This window comes from Planktothrix sp. FACHB-1365 (assembly GCF_014697575.1).
Classification (GTDB): Bacteria; Cyanobacteriota; Cyanobacteriia; order Cyanobacteriales; family Microcoleaceae; genus Planktothrix.
Map to the genome: position 1 here is coordinate 1 of NZ_JACJSC010000053.1, position 20934 is coordinate 20934.

General features: G+C 39.6%; 12 protein-coding genes. 2 read left to right on the forward strand and 10 right to left on the reverse strand.

The genetic code is table 11. The annotated features are described in order from the left end of the window. On the reverse strand, positions 1–1130 hold a 1130-nt coding region (locus H6G57_RS28075), incomplete at its 3' end, for a reverse transcriptase domain-containing protein (RefSeq protein ID WP_190525039.1). A 787-nt stretch (positions 1131–1917) separates the two neighbouring features. Between H6G57_RS28075 and H6G57_RS28080 the strand changes: the two genes are divergently transcribed. Then, positions 1918–3858 (forward strand): ABC-F family ATP-binding cassette domain-containing protein, encoded by a 1941-nt coding sequence (locus H6G57_RS28080; RefSeq protein ID WP_190525040.1) that lies wholly within the window; start codon positions 1918–1920, stop codon positions 3856–3858. Positions 3859–3904: 46 nt separating this feature from the next. On the opposite strand, the gene H6G57_RS28085 is transcribed toward H6G57_RS28080, so the two are convergent. The 5 genes from H6G57_RS28085 to H6G57_RS28105 form a co-directional block, all read right to left on the reverse strand. Next, positions 3905–4213, reverse strand: coding sequence for a hypothetical protein (locus tag H6G57_RS28085; protein WP_190525042.1), 309 nt, complete (start codon positions 4211–4213; stop codon positions 3905–3907). 226 nt (positions 4214–4439) lie between these two features. Next, positions 4440–5477: a galactose-1-phosphate uridylyltransferase gene (gene galT / locus H6G57_RS28090; protein ID WP_309236074.1), complete on the reverse strand. Its 1038-nt coding sequence runs from the start codon at positions 5475–5477 to the stop codon at positions 4440–4442. 44 nt (positions 5478–5521) lie between these two features. Next, a complete protein-coding gene (locus H6G57_RS28095) occupies positions 5522–6562 on the reverse strand; it encodes a DUF2891 domain-containing protein (protein WP_190525045.1) in 1041 nt (346 codons plus the stop codon). 243 nt (positions 6563–6805) lie between these two features. Continuing rightward, positions 6806–7255, reverse strand: coding sequence for a CVNH domain-containing protein (locus H6G57_RS28100; protein WP_190525047.1), 450 nt, complete (start codon positions 7253–7255; stop codon positions 6806–6808). A 255-nt stretch (positions 7256–7510) separates the two neighbouring features. Next, on the reverse strand, positions 7511–15262 hold the full coding sequence (locus tag H6G57_RS28105; RefSeq protein ID WP_190525049.1) for a LamG-like jellyroll fold domain-containing protein: 7752 nt from the start codon (positions 15260–15262) through the stop codon (positions 7511–7513). A 449-nt stretch (positions 15263–15711) separates the two neighbouring features. Here H6G57_RS28105 and H6G57_RS28110 point away from each other — a divergent pair, with 449 nt between their 5' ends. After that, positions 15712–15975 (forward strand): hypothetical protein, encoded by a 264-nt coding sequence (locus H6G57_RS28110; RefSeq protein WP_190525051.1) that lies wholly within the window; start codon positions 15712–15714, stop codon positions 15973–15975. 111 nt (positions 15976–16086) lie between these two features. Here H6G57_RS28110 and H6G57_RS28115 read toward each other — a convergent pair whose 3' ends face one another. The 4 genes from H6G57_RS28115 to H6G57_RS28130 all read right to left on the reverse strand — a co-directional run bounded on the left by H6G57_RS28115 (position 16087) and on the right by H6G57_RS28130 (position 20423). After that, complete coding sequence (locus H6G57_RS28115; protein ID WP_190525053.1) at positions 16087–16746, reverse strand: DUF4340 domain-containing protein; 660 nt, start codon at positions 16744–16746, stop codon at positions 16087–16089. An 82-nt stretch (positions 16747–16828) separates the two neighbouring features. Next, positions 16829–18454, reverse strand: coding sequence for a Gldg family protein (locus tag H6G57_RS28120; protein ID WP_190525055.1), 1626 nt, complete (start codon positions 18452–18454; stop codon positions 16829–16831). Between the two features lie 62 nt (positions 18455–18516). Continuing rightward, positions 18517–19317, reverse strand: coding sequence for an ABC transporter permease (locus tag H6G57_RS28125; RefSeq protein ID WP_190525057.1), 801 nt, complete (start codon positions 19315–19317; stop codon positions 18517–18519). A 5-nt stretch (positions 19318–19322) separates the two neighbouring features. Next, the gene (locus tag H6G57_RS28130) at positions 19323–20423 is read right to left on the reverse strand and encodes an ABC transporter ATP-binding protein (protein ID WP_190525059.1); all 1101 of its coding nucleotides are present in this window, start codon (positions 20421–20423) and stop codon (positions 19323–19325) included. Positions 20424–20934 lie beyond the last annotated feature (511 nt).

The window sequence follows — 20934 nt, forward strand, 5'->3', positions numbered from 1 at the left end:
TGGGTTTTAATCACTTCTTTTACCTGATCCGCGTGAGCTTTAATTGCCTTCTTGCTAGGTTTGATTAGGGTTTTAAATCCTATGAATTTTCCGTTATTCTTTTTTCCAGAATGGTGTTTACCAACTGGGTATTGTCGGAAGTTCCAACCTAGAAAGTCGAATCCTGGTTTTACCTTCTCACCCTTAACTTCGATTTCTCTCAGTGTGTGGCATATACGGGTTTTAGCTGGTTTCAGTTCTAATCCGATAGGTTTTAACCATTCTTTGATGACAATTTGGCATTGTTGAATGATTTCTAATTGCGGACTAATTACAACAAAATCATCGGCATATCTGATGACTTGAGCTTGTATACGGTTATTCTTTTTAGGGAATTTGTGTTTGATTAACTCAATCATTCCATCCAATGCGATGTTAGCAAGTAGAGGACTAATGACTCCTCCTTGTGGAGTGCCTGACTCTGTTGCATTAAATATGCCGTTGTCCATTACCCCAGCTTTTAACCATTGTCTGATTTGAGCTTTCATTGTTGATGGACAATCAATTTTAGACAGTAGGTATTCATGGTTAATCTGATCAAAACACTTTGAGATGTCAGCATCCAGTATGTAGTAATCTAATTTGTGGATACTTTGGAAGATTCTTGACATTGCATCATGGGCTGAACGTCCGGGTCTGAACCCATAGCTTTCACCCTCAAATCTGGCTTCCCATTGTGGCTCTAATGCAGATTTAACCAAGGCTTGCCTAACTCTGTCTTGCATAGTTGGGATTCCTAAAGGACGTTTTTCTCCGTTAGGTTTGGGTATCCATTTCCTTCGGAGTGGTTTTGCCTTTTGGTATTTATTCAAGTTTTGGGCAAGTTCTAATCGTTGTTTGGGTGTGATGGATTTGACCCCATCTACCCCGGCTGTTTTCTTGCCTTGATTATCTTGAGTAACCCTTCTGATTGATAAGAGTTTGGCGTAATATGACTTGACTAGAAGTTTTTGGAGCTTCCGAGCTTTCGCATTTTGTCCCGATAATGATGCCTGGTAAATTCTCTTTTGCAGCTTAAATACTACCCTCTGAACTTTCGCCCAATTGATAGAATTCCATGCAGTCGTAGTCTTGGTTATACTCGTTTTCACCGTTTTAACTGCTAATTGAAACCTTACCTAACAACTAAACCGAACTCTATGGGCATATCTTAAATATTACATTTAAGCATTAGCTTCTGACTCCATCTCTCGCCCTCACAACATCCGCTTTAGATTTGTAGCTACCTGACAGTATTCGACCTCTGTAGGAGTATATAGGTTTTAACGTTCCTTGAAAAATGGGTTTTATTGCCTTTAGAATCATCCTATCTGCCGGGGTACTTTGGGAGTCTTAGTAAATGTTTTACAAAAAACTTTACCTTTTATAGAAGTCTATAAAAACTTCTATCTTTCCCCTTGTTCTTTTGAATGCAGTGTATCAAGTCAGTTTCACTACTTAATTATTACGACAGTTCAAGCCGGATGTTCACTTTCGTTATTCTTGGGCAATTGGCTAGAGAACTACTTAGATTTTGACTTAAATCCGATTTCCCGTTACTCCCAGCTTCAGTGTTTTGATAATCAGTCTGACACTGTGGGAATTGCCGAATCTCTTTGGGTTGGGCTACCTTACTTTTATTTTCGGAAAGCCTCACCATTGACTCCGAGATTAACCCTCCTTTAGGGTTACATTTTCAAAGTTAAGCTAGATTTGATTGGATTTATTATTGGGTTGTTACCCATTAACCAATTGTCTGAACCTATCTCCCTGCTTACGTTTTTGGTTTTATACCTAGGACTTTGGCAGGAACGTCTCGCACTCATAGTATAATTATACTAGATTTCTGTTAATTAATTGAGTCTACTGAATTCATCTATTTTAAAACCCTTAAAAATCATGTCTATTTTTACACTACAATCCGTTAAAAAAGAATTTGGAACCAAAGAAATCCTCAGAGAAGCTAACTTTAGTTTAGATGCAACGGATAAAGTTGGTTTAATTGGTACTAATGGTTCAGGAAAATCAACGTTATTAAAAATGATTGCTGGACAGGAACCCATTGATGGGGGGCAACTTTGGGTTAACCCTAGAGCGAAAGTTATCTATTTACCGCAACAACCGAATTTAGATGAAAATCGCACGGTTTTAGAACAAATTTTTGCCGATAGTGGCGAACAAATGCACTTAATTCAAGAGTATGAAGATTTATCTCATAAATTAGCAAAACATCCTGAAGATTCCCAACTCTTAACGCGATTTTCCCAAGTGACTCAAAAAATGGATGCAACCAACGCTTGGGAATTAGAAAACCGAGCTAAAATTATTTTAACACAATTAGGAATTGAAGATTTTGACACACCCATTCGTCAGTTATCCGGGGGATATCGCAAACGCATTGCTTTAGCAACGGCGTTATTAGTTGAACCCGATGTTTTATTAATGGATGAACCCACCAACCATTTAGATGCAATGTCCGTTGAATGGTTGCAAGATTACTTAAAAAATTATCGCGGTGCGTTACTTTTAATTACCCATGACCGCTATTTTTTAGACCAAGTAACAAATCGAATTTTAGAATTAGACCGAGGGGATTTATTTACCTATTCAGGAAATTATTCTTATTTTTTAGAAAAGAAAGCGGAAGCCGAGGATATTGCTGTTAGTCAACAACGCAAACATCGGGGGGTTTTACGTCGAGAATTAGAATGGTTGAAGCGAGGGCCAAAAGCCAGAAGTACCAAACAAAAAGCTCGAATTCAACGCATTGAAGGAATGCAAGAAACGGAATTTAAACAAGTTCAGGGGAAAGTTGAAATTTCAACTCCAGGTCGTCGCATTGGGAAAAAAGTAATTGAATTAAATAATGTTTCTAAATCCTATAATAATCGGGTTTTAATTCAAGAGTTTACCTATAGTTTTAATCCCGATGACCGTTTAGGAATTATTGGGGGAAATGGCGTTGGAAAATCAACGTTATTAGATATGATTACAGGTCGAGTCCAACCCGATAGCGGAATATTAGAAATCGGGTCAACCATTCATATCGGTTATTTTGACCAACATTCTGAAGATTTGTTAGAGGCGATGAATGAAAATCAGCGTGTAATTGATTATTTAAAAGAAGTGGCTGAATATGTGAAAACCGCCGATGGTACTCAAATTACTGCTTCTCAAATGTTAGAACGATTTTTATTTCCTCCCAGTCAACAATATTCCCCGTTAAATAAACTTTCGGGAGGGGAAAAACGACGGTTATTTTTATTACGGGTGTTAATGAGTGCGCCGAATGTATTAATTTTGGATGAACCGACAAATGATTTAGATGTACAAACGTTATCGGTTTTAGAAGATTATTTAGAAGATTTTAATGGTTGCGTGATAGTGGTTTCCCACGACCGTTATTTTTTAGACCGAACTGTTGAGACAATTTTTTCTTTTGAACCTGGGGGAAATTTACGACAATATCCAGGGAATTATTCGGTTTATTTAGATTATAAAAAAGCTGAAGATTTAGAGTTAAATCGTCAAACAATAAAAGTTGAAGAAAAACCGAAAGATACAGGAATAGAGTCTGAAAAATCTCAACGGTATTCTTGGGATAAAAGCGGACAACGTAAATTATCCTCTAAAGAACGGCGAGAATATGAAAAATTAGAGGTAAAAATTGCTGAATTAGAAGCAAAAAAAATCAAGTTAGAACAACAATTATATCATGCACCGCCAGGGTCAGTTTCTAAAGTTCAAGACTTACATCAACAAGTCGAAACCATTACCCAAGAGATTGATAATGCCACAGAACGGTGGTTAGAATTAGCTGAAATAGCCTCTTCTAACTAATAAAAGGTAGAGATGATTTTAATCACCTCTACTGTTAGAAATTAAGCTATAAACGGCTTTGTTCGATAGTGGGTGCGGGATTCAGATTTGTATCAATGGTTTTGGGTTGACTTGCTACCCGAATTAATCCAATTAATAATACCAGAATAATACCCATCAACGGCCAGAATGAATCTTCCGAGGATTTCTCTTTAGCGGTAATGGTTTTTTTTCCAATCTCTCTAATATCATATTCATTCCCACCACAACTTTGACAAAACATCACATTTTTGTTGTAGGGATGGGGCAGAAAGTCACAGGGGAGCTTTTGAAGACCTTCATGATTTTTATAGGGACAATTCACTTTATGAGTCATAGCGACCTCCCTGTTTGTGGGATGATTAAAGAGTATTCCTTCTTAATGAGATACACCCTGTTAAAACGGTTTATTTCTATAATTTAACAGTTATTTTCCGCAAAAGTCTCTATGAAAAGGGGGAAATTAAGCTTCTATCCATAGGCTTATCACCTTGTATATTTTTCTATCTTATTATAGAGTTAAGTTTAGAGTTTGGCTACTTTTAAAGTCAGTTAAAAAAACTTTAATTTTTATCTATAAGAGAAGGAGAGGGAATTTCAATCGAACGTAAAAATGCAGCACTTTCTTCAGGTAAAGCTGTATTGATATACATTCCACTGCCGAGTTCAAATCCGGCGGATAAAGAAACTCTGGGAATTAAAGCAATATACCAATGGGAATAGTCGGTACGTTGTTCTGCGGTAGGAATTGAACGAATGGTATAGTTATAATCAGGATTATTTAACCCATAGTAAAGTTTGGCTAGGACAGTTTTTAAAGTTTTGGCTAAATCTAAAATTTCCACTTCGGTAATTTCATCAAAGGAAGATGTATGACGACGGGGAAAAATCCAAGTATGAAACGGTGAAAGGGCGGCATAAGGAATAAACGCCACAAAATATTCACTGGTAAAAATTATTCGTTCTTTTGCTTGCAATTCCTCGGCTAAAGTTCGACAAAAAATACATTCTCCCGTATCATCATAATAGCGAATTGCTTCCCGTGCACGATCTCTCCATTGATAGGGAACAATGGGAATAGCGGCAATTTGAGAGTGCGGATGTTCTAAAGAAGTTCCCGCACCTCGACCATGATTTTTAAAGATAATAATAGTTTCCACACGAGAATCTAAGCGAATATCAGCATAGCGTTGGCGATAAACCCGAATAATATTGGCTAAATCGTTAATTTCCATTAATGCCATTGTTAAATCATGGCGAGGATGTTCAATCACAACTTCATGAAATCCAAACCCTGATAAAGCTCTAAAAATACCGTCAGTTTCTCGGACTCTTTCACCGTCAGGAGATAAAGCGGGATATTTATTATTAACAACGCGGACTCGCCATTCTAAATCATTCGATAACCTTAATATTTCTCGACCTCCTGTTAACGGTTCATTCCCAGCACAAAAGGGACAATTAGAACGATAGTGAGGAATAGGGGTGAGAGACATTTCAGCCTTAGAAAATTCATCGGGTCGTTTAGCCCGTTCAGTGGCAATAATCACCCAATCTCTTGTAATTAAATTTTGTCTGAGTTCAGTCATATTATCAAAAATGAATTGAAAAGGCTGAATATAAAATGAGGAACAGAGGGAATGATTTAATTGGGTAGAGTTAGTCCTCGTTTTGTCCCTAGATAAACAGCAAAACTCCCTAACCAATGACTTCCCCCATAGGAATTTCCTGATAAAGGATTTAAACCGACTTGGCGATGAAGATTTGCCACAGCTTTTAAAGCAGGAATTCGGTTATCTTCTGGAAATAAGCCTGAGATAATCCCGTCTAACATCCATGCCCGACTTAAGTTTAACCCATCAAAATGGGATTGTCCGTAATCTTCAGGATTTTCCAGAGTAATCGGATGAAACCAGTCCGTTTTCAAGTCACGGGGAAGTTCGGGTAAAAAAAGAGTTAACCATTCGCTAAATTCGACAGCCGGAAGCACCCGTCGCATTAAGTCTGCTTCTGCTAAACACGGAGAGAGAAAATCATAACCCAAGGGTTCACAATGCCAGGAATAATTGTGATCTTTGCTATAGAATTTTTGAGCTTTATATTCAACTTCATCTAAGAGATTTTCCTGAGCCGTAATCGTTGCCCAATCTAACATTAATCCTAACGCAAAGGCAGTTTGATTGTGTAATCCGGTACGATTAGGATGGGTTAAGGTGTGTAACCAAGTTCGCAGATTATTGACAATAACAGTTTCTAAAGGTGCTAAATTTTCCAATAAACCTTTAGAGTGTTCGTCATCCCATTCAGTTAATTCTGCTATTAATTGTAAAAACCAAACTAACCCATAGGGACATTCAAATCGAGGTTGAGACTTTAAAAACTCTGCTTCAATTTTAATATTTTCAGGCGTTAAATTTTGGGTTAAAATTTCTCTAGCGGGGGTAACAAAATCTGCTTCTGGAAAATATCGAATTAATCGAGTTAACATCCAATGATTATGAACCGCAGAATGCCAATCTAAACAGCCATAAAAAGCCGGATTGAGTTGTCGAGGAGGAATCAAATCAGCATCACTTTTTAACCAGTAACACTGAACATGAGGATATTCTTGAAGGGTACATTTCAAGCCAAATTCAGCAAAGCGATTGGCAACTTCTAAAGAAAAGGTTTCAGGGTTTAAATTCACGGGTTTGAAAATGGGATTTTAACTCATAAATATGATATAAATATCAGTTATATTGGGGAGTTGACTAAATTGCAATCATAATTAATAAATATTAAACTTAACTCTATATCCGTATATTTACTGACACTTTCAGTCATTGCTCTTAATCTGACTTAAAATTGGCAATCTTTCTTAACCTTAACCCCCAACTGAAGATGAAAGTTAAGGTTAAACAGACACAAAATTTAGGGAAACTTTGTGACCTTATTCATATTTGAGACTGCCATCAATATTGGCAATATGTTCATTCAAGTTAATTGATGTTTTCACATCTGAACTCATTTTTTTGGATAAATTGAAACACGTCCCTTGAAGTACCCCCTGATCAGATACAGTCAAGTCGTAACAATTAATTAATGCTTGCCGTCCTAAATTTTCTTGTTTCCAAGATAGAATTCCTGAGCGATTATTTTCAAGATATGGATTTAGTTCCAGCGTTGTTTGTTGATAAGAACCGTTCATTTTCTCACAGCTTGCTGAGAGAAGGGCTTTTCCTAAACTTGCCATATCTGTACCACTCGAAACAGTAATATCTGTACAGGTATTACTAAATTCACCAATTGCCCATGCCTGACCACCCCATACATTGAAGCCCAAAACAACGGCTAAGACAAAGGTAATGATTATTTTTACCCACCCAGATAAAATTTTCATACTTTCCCTCTGAAAAATTAACATCTTCTCTAAGTTTACAAGAAGATCAGCGATCGCTGCTATAAAGTTTTTTAAAGTTATATGAAATCCTTAAAGATTTGGGATCGATAATTACAAAGATGGAGTCAATCTATTGTCTCTATTCTCTATTCCCTGTACCCTTCTGTAGTCTTCTTTTCAAGATTTAGTACAACGGAAAAAGCGATTGCCTCTGAAAAAATCAGCAAGCGATCGCTTTTTCATAACTCTAACTGATTAGGGTTGTGAACTAATCCATTCCAGAATTTGATCAACCTTCTGTTGTAAAGTGGCAACATCAACAATGACCTTACCAATGCCCACATTTTCATCCCGAACTTTAAACTGACGCACATCCCGACCAAAGCCCATCAGTGCTGGACGTTCCACATAAGTGACTCGGTGCAACACCCGCCAAGTTTTATTGGGTTTTCCGGCTTGAGTTTGACGCAAAGCACGAGCTTCTTCGTCATTGCTTTGTAGCCATTCCGGGTCAACCACATAGTTAAAGAAGTCTTGGAAATGTTGGGTACTGCCTTCGAGATAGAAACTCATAAAGCGATAACGGTCAACTTTTTCCCCAGGTAGGATAGGGTTATCGTTATAGTCCGTCACCCCTTTATTTTCCATGCCACTCAAGTCAATATTCAACTCAAAACCCTTGCTACGAGTTGCGGTTTTACTCATAGTTTGAGTCAGATTAACAGTAGCTTGGACGGTTAGTTCTGTAGCCGCAGCAGTCGCTTTAAACTGTCCTTCAGCCCCCAACGCAGCCGTCATCTCAAACGATCCACCAATGGTATGTTCGACAGTATTGGCAAAGCTTTGGGCTTCAGTTCGCAGTCCACCGTCAGCATCCCAAACGTAAGTGTTGACGATGTTACGTTTTCCGGCTCGAACTTGAATATTTTCTATGTTCCGCTGCCAGTTCTGAAGACTTGATATCGCGTGTATTTGTTTATTTTGGTCCGCAATTTTACTTTGGATTTCTGCTTGTTTAGCTTGAGTCGCCTGACTCTGCTGTTGGACATTGGCATCTGCCGAAGCTTGGAAGTTATTGATTTGAGTTTGTTGTTGTTCCTCCGCAGTCTGATCGGTAGTCCCTTGGTCTTCTTCCCGTTGTACCCCAATCGTTGCGGGAGCATTACCAGAAACGGTGTTTACCAACAAAGAACTTTCATCTAGGGAATGCACATCAAAGTTATTGAAGTAAGATTCCCGGCGCTTGTCCTCGGCTTCGATTTGGCGTTTGAGACTGTATGCTTCTTGCAAACGATAGTAACTGGCGGGATAGAGCGAACCATACTGTGATCGCATTTCGGGAACGTGTCGGAAGAAACGACTGCTGGTAGCACTACTTCCGGTCATGCCATCCAAACTACCATTCATTGTGTAAGCTGGATTGATCAAGAAGGTAATGGTGTTAACATCTGGGGGAATACCATCAACGGGTAGCACTTGATAGCCGACCATTTTCTGACTACGGGCTAACCGGGTGACAAAGACATCAGCCATAGCTGAAACAACTAAAGCATAGCCGATATTTTTGGGAATAAAGCGATTGCCCAAATGGGGGAATTTGGGATCATCTTCAAATGTACCGCGTAATTCCAGTTTATCGGTCATGCTCAAGGATGAGCTAGAAGTCATACTACTCTCATTCTGGGCTTTGTAGGTTGTCTCTAACTCACCTTTGAAACCAGCACGAGCCGCTCCGATTCGGGTGGCAAACCCAATACCTGCTTCTGCTTCCACATCCGAACCTACAAACAATTCACTCTTGGCACCACCGCCGGCCTCTTGGTTTCGCGTCCAATTAAACTCCACATCTTCCGTCATCGTTAATTCCACTGAAGTTGCACAGTTATAATCGTCGGCTAAGGTCAGGTTTTCACTCGGCACAGGGGGCGCACCTTCGATATAACCGAGCAAAGTGGGGGCAAATTGGGCATTGCCAATCCATTTTAATTCCAAGTTTTCGAGGGGTTTATCAGATAATAGATTGACACCGTTGAGAGTCGGAGCCGCAAACAACCGTCGCATCATCGCGGTTTTTTGCCCCGTCATTTGGTCTATGGTAATCGTGCTATATTCTGCACTCACCACAGAAGAGCCAATTCCTCCCCAGGGAGCATTACTTTCTTCAACGATAGTAGCGGTGGTGACAGTGCCATCATTAGCCCCAACGTAATCTAAGACTTTGTTGGTCGCAATACTATCTAAAGGCAAATAGATCGCCAAACCCGGCTCTTGACCCGCCAAACGTTTATACAGATCTGCCTTAATTTCTTCTGGGGTACGCACTCGATTCCACAAGCGAAATTCAGCCATTTGTCCATCAAAATAGCCATCAGATGCCCAGTTACTCCGTCCGATGTAATTAATCGTGCGGTTAAGGCTATTGGGAAGTTGACAACTACCCGATTGGATTAGCTGACCATTCTTGTAAACTTTCGTACTACCCGAAGGCTCTTGAGTGACAGCAATGTGTACCCATTTTCCGAGGTCTAGGAAACCAGCAACTTGTATATTCTGTTCAACAGTTCCCCGACGAACGGATAAACACAGTGTATTACTCGTGCCTGCATTGGTTAAGATAATGTTATCAGCATTCGCTCCATTCCCAAAATCAATAATTCTTGAGTAGCTTTTAAAGCTGTTGTAACGCACCCAGACTTCTAAGCTAAATCCTTGGGCGTAATTGATGTTCATTGCAGGTAACGAGACGTGACCCCCAACTCCATCAAATTTCATCACTAGATTACTAGGTTTGAGATAACTTAGTTCACCAATGGGAGCCGCACAAGCCCACCATATAGCATTAGTTAGCGTCCCGTTTTTACCATTACCCGAATTATCCCGAATTTCTGTTCCGGTGGCTTCATTCAGGGGATAGTAAGCCAATAAACCCGACTCATTACCACTAATCAAGGTTCGACTATTAGCTTCAATCTCCTCATCACTCAGAGCAAGACCCCAAATACGAACCTCTGCAAGTTTCCCAGATTGTTCACCTTGAGGCATGGGAGCGAGAGAGAGAGTTTGATCCGTAACATTGGTGGCTTCAAACACAGTTCCATAATTATTAGTCACTAGGTCTAAAACCTTGCCACCTTCGATCTTGTTCAAGGGAAAATAGGCAACTAAATTCAGTTCTTTACCACCGAGTCGCTGTCTCATATCCGCCTGAATTTCTACATCGGTACGAGCCTTGTTCCAGATGCGGAAATCCGACACCGTGCCATCGTAGCAATCGTTAGAAGTGACATATTTTCCTAAATGGCAGATCTCAACTTTGGTCAGAGGTTTTTTCATGCCAATCCCACTATGCCACAGTGTGCCATTGCGATAGATTTTCATTTCTCCCGTCGTGGCATTTTTGGTAAAAGCCCAGTGAACCCATATCCCTTTATACTCGGTGGTTTGGGCTGCTTTGGAGATTCGATCAAAAACCCCACTGCTATCCACTCCACAATCAAAGTAAATGACACCATCACTCCAGGGAAAATGGATGTTCAAAACTCTCTGATTACTAGCATCAGTAGCACAAATAATCACAGTCTGTTTCGGTAGGGAAGCTCCTCCTTTTGCCCAAAAACTGACCGTAATTTCATTGCCGATAGGGATACTTGTAGAAGGAAGTGCCACATAATCATTGACCCCATCAAACTTCATTACCCCATAGTCAATAGGTGAAGCTGGACAGAGATGATTGTTTCCGATCGCATAAACATCACTGGTGACTTTCAACGTTGCTCGTTTGATATCTTCAAGCTTTTGCTTAAATGTGGCATTATTGGGATCAATACTGAGATTGATCTGAGCATCTGCTAAGGCTTTAGTTATTGTATCACCGACTTCCTTGCCATCAATGTAGAAGCGGGTGGTATTTTTTTCACCCACAACGGTGAGATGATGCCAACCTGTGGATAATGACCCCATATTAAAGCCACAATCATAAAAGTATTGTTTGATGGGGTCATTGGTCAGGTAAATCCCTAACTTTTTGTCACGACTAACGACAATGTGCTGATCCGTATTTTGCCCTCGGATGAGAGTATTCCATTTTGCCGTTTCGGGTAAGGGGTAACAGAACCAAGCTTCAATACTCCAGTCTTGAGTAATAGACAGGGGTTGATTTAACTTAACCACGCTGTTGCTATTACTAAAATTCAAGCAGGGGCGTTGAGAATTAGGAATCCACTGTTCAAAAGCAGTATTCAGGCTGTCAGCAGTGGCATCATAGTTAGTGCGCCGCATCCGTCCTTGTTTGTCAAAGTAACTCAATTGCACATTGCCTTCGCAGGTTTCCAGGGCATTGAGTCCACTAGCGGGACGTACAAAGCCTAATAATGCTCCCTGTGTCACCAAACCTTTAGCATCTTTGGCAATTTGGGGCATGGTTTGGGGCGTTTGCTGAACTGTTCTCACAGCATTGAGAAAGTCATTGTTTAAGGTGTTGATCTCAGTCTGAATAGCAGTGACTAGAGCGATGACTTGTTGGAGACGAGTTTGCAGTGCGGTTTTTTGTGCCGTGAGGTCAGTGGTAGGGGTTTGTAGGAGTTTGAGTTCATTTTGCAACTGAGTTAATTTTTCTTGCGCTCGTTGTAACTCAAGGGTTTTATTGTTTAATGCCTGTTGAGCATTGGCAATATTATCATTGCTGACTCGACCGAGACTGACAATTTTCCACTCTTGCCGCCATGAGTAATAAGCTGGCCAAGTTACAATACGGTAGTCGTAACTACCATTGGAAAAGTCAGCAACTAGATTATTGTTTTCCCGACTCCGCATACTCCAGTAACCCTCAGCATTTTTCACCAACTTCCAATGGTAAATAGAAGAGTTAGGATCGGCATTGAGATCCCCTTTGATGGGTTGCTCTTGCGGTGGAACTTGGAGCAAACGATTCTCGTAGGAACTCACAATACGATAATAACCGGAGTCCACTGCTTGAAATTTAAAATCAATCGCTTGGGTCGTGATTTTGTCACTAGCGCGTAGTATTTTTGTGTCACGATCTAAAAAGACTGTCCACAGTTCATTCCAGTCTCGCACGATGATTTTACACCAGTAGTTAAACAAGTTGTTAACTTCGGTTTGGTAGTTGGTCTGGCATTGAGTCAGTTGAGTTTGTAAACTACTGATGAGAGTTTGTTGGTTACTAATTTCTGTTTGTTTCGCAGTGATTAATTGGGGTAGTTGGGTAGCTGCAATTTGTTCTTGAGCGATAATCGCGGCAAGTTTGCTTTCTAAATCCCGTTTTTCGACCAGTAAACTTCCTTCTTGTTGCTCTTTGACTTCTAATAGGGTTACTTTCCCTTCTAAGGATGATTGATTATCCGCCAAAGTTGTCAAGCTAACCGTATCGATGTATCGGGCTTCGGTAATCACATCAGATATTAACTGAATTGTTTGTTTGCGAATATCTAAATTTCTCCAAGAACCCTTAATATTACCAATGCCAAAAGACCGAACTAAAGACACACCATCAGGAACAACAAAACGACATTTTGCCTGATACCATCCGCCACCGATATCGATAATTTCAGTATCACCAGGCGTAATATTAATCCAGTCTAAAGAACTGCGATTATTTTTGCCTTTGTAGATGATGTCAAAGATCTTGCCATTGAGTCCATCCACATTATTTGGGTTGACCGTAGGATTAACTTTAAACTCAAATTCTTCCGAGTATGTGGCACCTTCAGAGACAGCAAACAGTTCTTCATTTTCGTATTTAATCGCGGGAGTTGTTGTACCCGGTATGTTACGGGATAGGGAAACCGCACTGACATAAGCACCGCCATAAACAACGCCATCATTGTTATTCACAGAAAAATCCAGAACTTGACGCTCTTTCCCTTCTTCAACCACAGCACCTAAGCGCCAGTAACCCATTAAACCGACTTCTTTACCCGTCATTTGCAGGTACATAGAATCTTTGATCTGTGTTTCTGTACGAGCGACTTTCCAAATCCGAGCATCGGCGATTTGACCTTTAAAACAAGCATTGCCAGCACTATCTAAACAACCAATATACAAAGGTGTTTTATCTACAATAAGAGTGCCACCTGTGGCTCCTTGGGTAATCAGTTTGCCATTGATATAGGTTTTAGCAGTAGTACCATCGTTGGTAATGGCAATGTGATTCCACTGATTCCAAGTAATTCCACCATTTGGTGTATCAGGGGCTCCACCATTGTCTGATGCTGAAGTATGGAAACGATGGTGAATGAATCCATAACTGTTTAACCAGATATTAAAATTACGACCGGGTTTACCGATGATTCCTTGCCAGTCAGCAACGGGATTGTCTGGTTTAATCCAAACTTCTACAGTGTAGGTGGTAATGTGCAAATTAGGATTATCTACTACAGTCACATAATCATTCACTCCATCAAACACCAAACCTCGCCGTTTTTGGGATTCCATTTTCAGGTTAACGGCGGTTCCCGTTTGCCATTTAATATCTTCGAGACTGAAGGTTTTATCGTCAATTTTCTTAACAGTGTAGGTTCCGTTATAATCGCGGGTATCGACAACTTGTACCGCTTCCCCAGTATTTAACCCGTGATTAATGGCGGTAATTCTTAATTTCCCGGTACTGGTAATTTCACAACCCGTAACTGCACCATTAAAGATTAACCCGGTTTGTTCTTCGGGTATAACTTCCCAGTTCCCTAATACCGGACTAGGAGGAGTTACTTCAAAGGTATTATTATCAATTTTGGTGATACCTTGCTGGAAACTATTGTAATTTCGAGTTCCACTAATTTTAACTTGGTTAATTTTTGTGGGATCGAGATTAGTCACCGTTGAGGAAACGATATTGACTCCATCTTCTTCTCCCTGTTCCAAACGAGTAATTTGTCCCTGGGGAGGGGGTGTGGTTGTGCCAATAATTTTGACGTTATCTAAGGTGTTTAAGGGTAATAACACTTGACGAGCAGTATTACGCCAAATTTTTTCGGTTGCGGTAGGAGCAATTTGTGATAATGTTCCATCAGCCGCCACCGCAAAACTGAAAGCCGCCACATTACCCGTATTGGTGGGAATGGCTAACATGACTTTGGTACTATCGCGTAATAGTTGCATTCCGTCGTCGGTTTGCTGTTCCCGTTGTACGTCGTATTTCGTAGCACTTAAACCGTTAACAACAGTCAGATTTCCTAACTCTAAAGTGCGTTTAATAATCCCTGGAAGGCTACGAGGAATTAGATTATCATTTGATTCTTCAAAAATGGTATAATCTTGAACATCAAACAGCCCTTCTTCTGACATTAACAGGGTTGTCAGTTCGACTTTCTTAGTTTGGCTGTTGTAGGCAAAAATATGCCAACGATAAACATCATTTTCGAGGGTGGGAACTAAAACGACCGAAAACCACCCGCTTTGCAGGTTATTGATTAAACTTAATTCCGTGGTGGATTCGTAGAAAAAGTTACCGTTGATATCGCGGAAGTCTAGGGTGTCTATATTCGTGAGTCCACTAGCCCCCTTCTTCATGTTTTTACTAGCTTCGTGCTTCTGGCGACTGCGCTTAAACCGCACTTCTAGTTTACGATTGAGCTTATTGGTCATGCCATCTAACACAAATCGGTCTACCAGAAGGGTATTGGTTTTCGATTGACGAAACACATAAACGTGACCCAAAGCCGAGATCAGTTGTACCGGAGCAACGGCAGTTTGGTCAAAGGTTTTGTAGCGAGAACGTAAAACAAAACTACTAGAATTAGCCATATCGGTCAATTCTGCGGTTTCTTGGTCGATGACTGACTGGTCATCGGTTTCATTGGGAAATTCTAATTCTTGCCAATTTTCCCAACCTGTTCTTTGCTCAGGGGGTGTGTTCAGGTAACTATCTTCAAAGCCGTCTTGTTTGACGCTGTACCAAATTTTGCCATCACTGTCGGTCGCAACAATGACGACTTTACCTTCATGGGCAATGGTATTAATATGTTGAAGCTTTTCTTTGGTTAGGTACATATCCGGGTTACTGGTGATGAAAAAATTTTCATTGCTCTATTCAATACAAAAAAAGTCTTCTTTTGTTGTTTTTTTAATATTTATTTACTCAGTTTATATTTATTTAGTTATACAAACAAAAAACAATTTTTATTAATTTTTTAAACTTAAAATAACAAATCTTAACAACACAGAAACAGGCTATAAAATCCATACTTTATCCTTAATTGAGAACATTTTAGCACAAAACAGGCTACAATCAACAACAAAGAGGGAACAATTAATAAATAAAAAGCTACAATTTAACAAATTTTGAGGTCATTTCTGATTGAGTCCCATGAATGACCTCATATAACAACAAGGATTCATTCATCAGGCTGTTTGAAATATAAATTTTTATAACAGGATTAAAAGCTTTTAACCGAGTCAGTCTAGATTTATAAATTAATTAATATTTAGGAGGGTTAATAATGGATACTTATGTTACTGTTTATCAAGATGCTGGCTATGAAGGAGTTAGCCAAGAACTTAGCGAAGGCAGTTATAATATCGATGATTTGGAATTGGGTAATGATCAGTTAAGTTCATTAAAGATTCCTGCGGGATTTCAAGTCACTCTCTATGAACACGCCAATTTTGAGGGTCGAAGCATCACTTTTACTGAAGATACCCCCTGGGTTGGTGATGATTTTAATGATATTACCTCTGGTATTGTCGTTGAGCGCATCGGCTAATTCGTCCTTTTAATTTTAGAGTGCGATCGCTAATATCTGTATCTTCCGTACTCAATTGAAAACTCCTATCAGTACGGAAGTACCCGGATTGTTAATTTCCCGGTTCGTTGATTATTTGGGTGTTGCTGACGGGTTGGGAGTTGGAGTCGGAGTTTGTTGAGGAACTTCAGGCGGTTCTGGGGGAAGTTTCCACTCCTCCAGGGAACGATTCATCGCCGATAAAATCTCATCAGAAATGACTAAAACTGTCATATCTTTTGTTGTAGGTTGAGGGGAGTTAATTTGAGCATATAAAGACTTTCCTTGAAAATCTTTTTTTCCTAATCGTAATTGATAAGTTGTATTATTCTTGAGTTTGATATCTATTTTATCTGTTACCGTATCTAACCCATAATCCTTAATTTTATCGGGTGAAACCGTTAACTTTTGAATTCCCGAATTAGGGTCAGAGGGGATACTTTGATTTTTTAATAATTCCATTAAGAGATAATCTACTGAAGCAGGGTTTGCTAAAAATTGTGTTGGGGTTGTAATTTTCCAAGGGGATTTTTTTAACTCATCGGCATTCGTAACTCGTTCCACAGTAATGATTTGTTGAGGAGTTGTCACCGTAAAAGATTGAATTTCATCCTGACCAAAGGAAAATATTTTTTGTTGTTTGGCTTGAATTTCTTCCTGCTGTGTTTTTCCTCGAATTTCAAACACATAAACAAACCCTGCTAAACCTAGGGCTAAAGTCATTAAAATTAAAGTTGAACGTTGAAATTTCATAACCAATTCAGCATTAAACTACTTTTCAACCAGAAACCGGGTTTCTCGCGTTAGTATAGAAACCCGGTTTCTACACCTAGATTTACCGTCTTCTCCACCATAAAAACACCGCCATTCCAAATCCAAATAAGGGGAGAACAACTAACCCTAACCAACTGAGAGTTTGTCCTAAAGTTGGGGTTATGGCAAGGCGACGACTGGTGGGTAATTTGGGACGAATGGATAACGTTTCTTGGTCAGACTTGCTTAACCAACTCACTGAATTTAGAAACACATCGCCATTCAATTGTTGACCAAACCATCCATTTGTTGCAAATTGTGAATTTCCAAACACCACTAACCGGGCTTCAGGTTTTTCCTCAGAAGGTTGGGGCGTTGGTGTTGGACTCGGTGATGGTTTATTCGCCGCATCCTCCGCTTTTTTTGGGGTACGACTTAAGGCCACCCCCAGAGATAAAGGGCCTTGTCGGTCAACTCCGGGGTTAAGCTGAAGTTCAGGACTCTTCAGGTCACTTTCAGCCCAAGTTTGATCATTTGTCCAAATTAACGGACTTTCCGTAATTCCATCAATGGTGCGACTTTCAACGGGACTAGCGTAGGGATAAATCGAAATACCATTACCAAAATCTTGCGTAATCGGATGTTGACCATATTCTCGCACAATCGGAACCGTAGGCCCTAACCCCACTAAACGCCCACTTCCTGACCCATCAATGGCTAGGCGAGTATCAACTTTAATTCCCCATTTTTCTAATAGATCATCTAAACCATGATTGGTTTGTGGGTCTAACATTAATAAAATAGAGCCACCTTGGTCTAAATAAGCTTCTAATGCTTTAACTTCCCCTTCAAATAATTTTCGTTGAGGACTAGCAATAATAATCACATCTGCATCCGTTGGAACTCCTGTTTTTTCAGCTAAATTTATCGGTTCTGCTATAAAATTCTTTTCTTTTAAACTATTTAAAGCCTCTGATAATCCTCCTTGTCCTTCGGTTAAAGGTCGTTCTCCATGACCTTGTAGAAAATAAACTTTAGGAGTGCGGTTACTCACTAATTGTTCAAGATTATTCGTTAGTTTTATTTCTGTTAACGGTTCTAACGCTTCTTTTCTGACTCGTTGGCGTTTTTCACCCGATTCTAAATAAATTTCTCCAAATTCTTGTACCCCAAATTGTTGAGCCAGACCCGGTTTAGCTTGGGGGTCTACAAATTCATATTGAAAATTTTTGCCCCCAATGCGTTCATAACTGACTAATAATTCTTGGGTTTGAGGATTTTCCCCTCGGTCAAAAACCCAAACTTTCACAGGTTGTTTAAAGCTTTTTACTAAAGTTTGGGTTTGGGGAGATAACGTAAATTGTTGATTTTCCGTTAAATCAATTCGTAGGTTATTTCTAATGGCAATAAAATTAATCAGTCCTAAAATAATCAAGACAGAAATTGTAGAAGCTAAAGCATTTGTTCCGGCTTGGGTAGAACGGCGACTCCAATAAGGTGTTTGAGATTTATCCTGGGGTTTAAAATAAGCTTGGAACAAAAACCATAAGCCTAAAAATACCACTCCGGTAATGATTAAAATTAAGGAAATTGGTTCCCAACTTCCCATCACCACACCCGCCGATATGCCCATTACCATTAAACACGGCCCAAGCCAAAATAGGAATAAAATCAGTTTACTATTGATTTTAAATTGTTTTTTTTTCATAACTTAATCAAGAGTCAGGATAAAAAAGTTTGATAGATTTAGATTCCGAACTGAGTCAGTTATTAACTTCGTTGGAAGCGTAACGCATCAATAGATTGGGCTGTCAGAAATATTCCGACAATAATATAACTAGCTAATAGAATAATGCTACTACTATCAACAATTCCTCGAATAAAGTTAGTATAACTGGAAATCAAAGACAAATGTTTTAACCCTTCTCCCAAAATTCCCCCTACACTGCTTCCAATTAAGTCTATAACCCATAAGAATAAAATCAGGGCAAAGGTAAATACAGCCGATAAAATTGTGCTATCCGTTAAAGAAGAAATAAACATTCCCAAGGATAAAACCCCCGCCGCAAATAAAATTAACCCTAGATGAGCCAAAAGAAATACCTGTGGCGCAAGAGGCGGGTTAGAAGCACTTAACGCTAACGCTTCTAATCCCATCAATGGTAAAATCATCGTGAAATAAAAGGTCAGTACCCCCAATAATTTTCCGGTTGCTACTACCCAATTTGTTAGGGGAGAAGTAGCTAATAGTTCTAAGGTTCCCCGTTTGCGTTCTTCCGCATATAATCCCATTGATAACATCGGTAATACAAATAAAGATAACGTTCCAATTAACCTCAAATAGACTTGTAAAAATTCATAAGGTAAATCAATTGGTGGGTCAGTCATTCCCATTTGATCTCGATAAGCAACCTGTTGAATTAACCCATCTGGCCCCAATAAAATCGCAATAAAAAAGTAACCCGTAATCAGCCAAAAAACTCCTGCAATAGCATAGGCTAAGGGAGAGGCAAAATACCCCTGTAACTCTTTCCGATAAATTGCCAGAATATTGTTCAGCATCACTAACATAATTATTACTTATCCGAGTCAGATGTTAAATTTTCGGGTTGAGAGTCAGTATCTTCTCGTCTTTCAGATTCCTGATTTTCCGGTTCTGAAGCCAGGTCTTCCTCTGTTTCTGTATCCGTTATCATATCTGAGTTTGTGTCAGTTATAAACTCAGTTTTTTCAGGAGGATTTTGGGTTGTTAACTCTAAAAATACATCTTCTAAAGTGGCGCGGGTTCGTCGCAGTTCATACACTTTTAAATCTAAGGCGCATAAAGCTGCAAGAATTTCAGGCGCAGGTTCTTGATCCAGTTCACAACTCAACCTTAACTGCTCTCGATTGCTTCCTTCTGAAATTTTGAGTTGCTCAACAACTTTCACCCCGGATATCTGGTTTAAGGTAACTAATTTTTCAGCAGTAATTTCCCCCTCAACTTCTACTTCATATCCTGACCCCCCAGTTAACTGTTCCATCAGGGTTTCTGGTGTTCCCGTTGCCACAATTTGACCTCGATTAATAATGGCAACTTGGCTACAAGTCATACTCACTTCCGGTAAAATATGAGTTGATAAAACAATCGTATGACTTCCCGCTAAACTTTTAATTAAATTCCGAACTTCAATAATTTGCCGAGGATCTAGTCCTACCGTGGGTTCATCTAATACAATCACAGGCGGATCATGAACAATAGCTTGAGCAATTCCAACCCGTTGTCGATAGCCTTTTGATAATTTCCGAATTAAAGATTTTCGTCGTTCTAATAATCCACATTTTGCCATCGCCGTTTCTACATTGGTTTTGCGATCACCAGCGACAACTCGTTTAATCTGTGCAACAAAATGCAAATATCCTTCAACCGTCATATCAGGATATAAGGGCGGATTTTCCGGTAAATACCCAATCCGTTGTCGCACATCCATTGATTGTTCGTGGACATCAAACCCAGCAATTCTCGCCGTTCCACTCGTTGCGGGAAGATAGGCTGATAAAATTCGCAGGGTGGTTGTTTTACCCGCCCCATTAGGCCCTAAAAATCCCAAAATTGCCCCAGGCTCCACCGCAAAGGAAACATCCCGCAGCGCCACAGTAGAACCATAGGTTTTACACAACTTCTCGACTTCAATCATGCTGACCGATAGAGCAACGTTTCTTACTTTAGCTTGAAATGGGCATCCTCAGACACAGACCTAAATCCTTCAGGACTGACGCAACTCCTAACAGCACTCTCTAAAAGATTCAACGGCTCTATCCTCAAGTCATATCTATATATATAAGAACTTTTAACGGATCAATCTGAACTGTCATCCAAGCTGTATCAGTGTTTGAGGTACATATAAACCAAATTCATATTAGTTACTCTAATCGATAATTATAACAAATATAAAAAAATCTCCCAAAGGGTTGACACAGCCGAAAAAGGCTGCTAGATTAATAAGAGTGTCGAAAAACAAAGACGGCACGCCGAACCTGGACAACTAAAGAGTTTGAAAGCCAAGTTAGCACATTCTATAATCTCGTCTTTAAGAATTTCTTCTTAATCGGGGAGTTTAACACAAACTTTCTGAAAAAGCAAAAAATTCTAAAACTTTGAGAAACAAGTTTTAGAGCCAAAAAAACAGATTCTTCAAAATGGAGAGT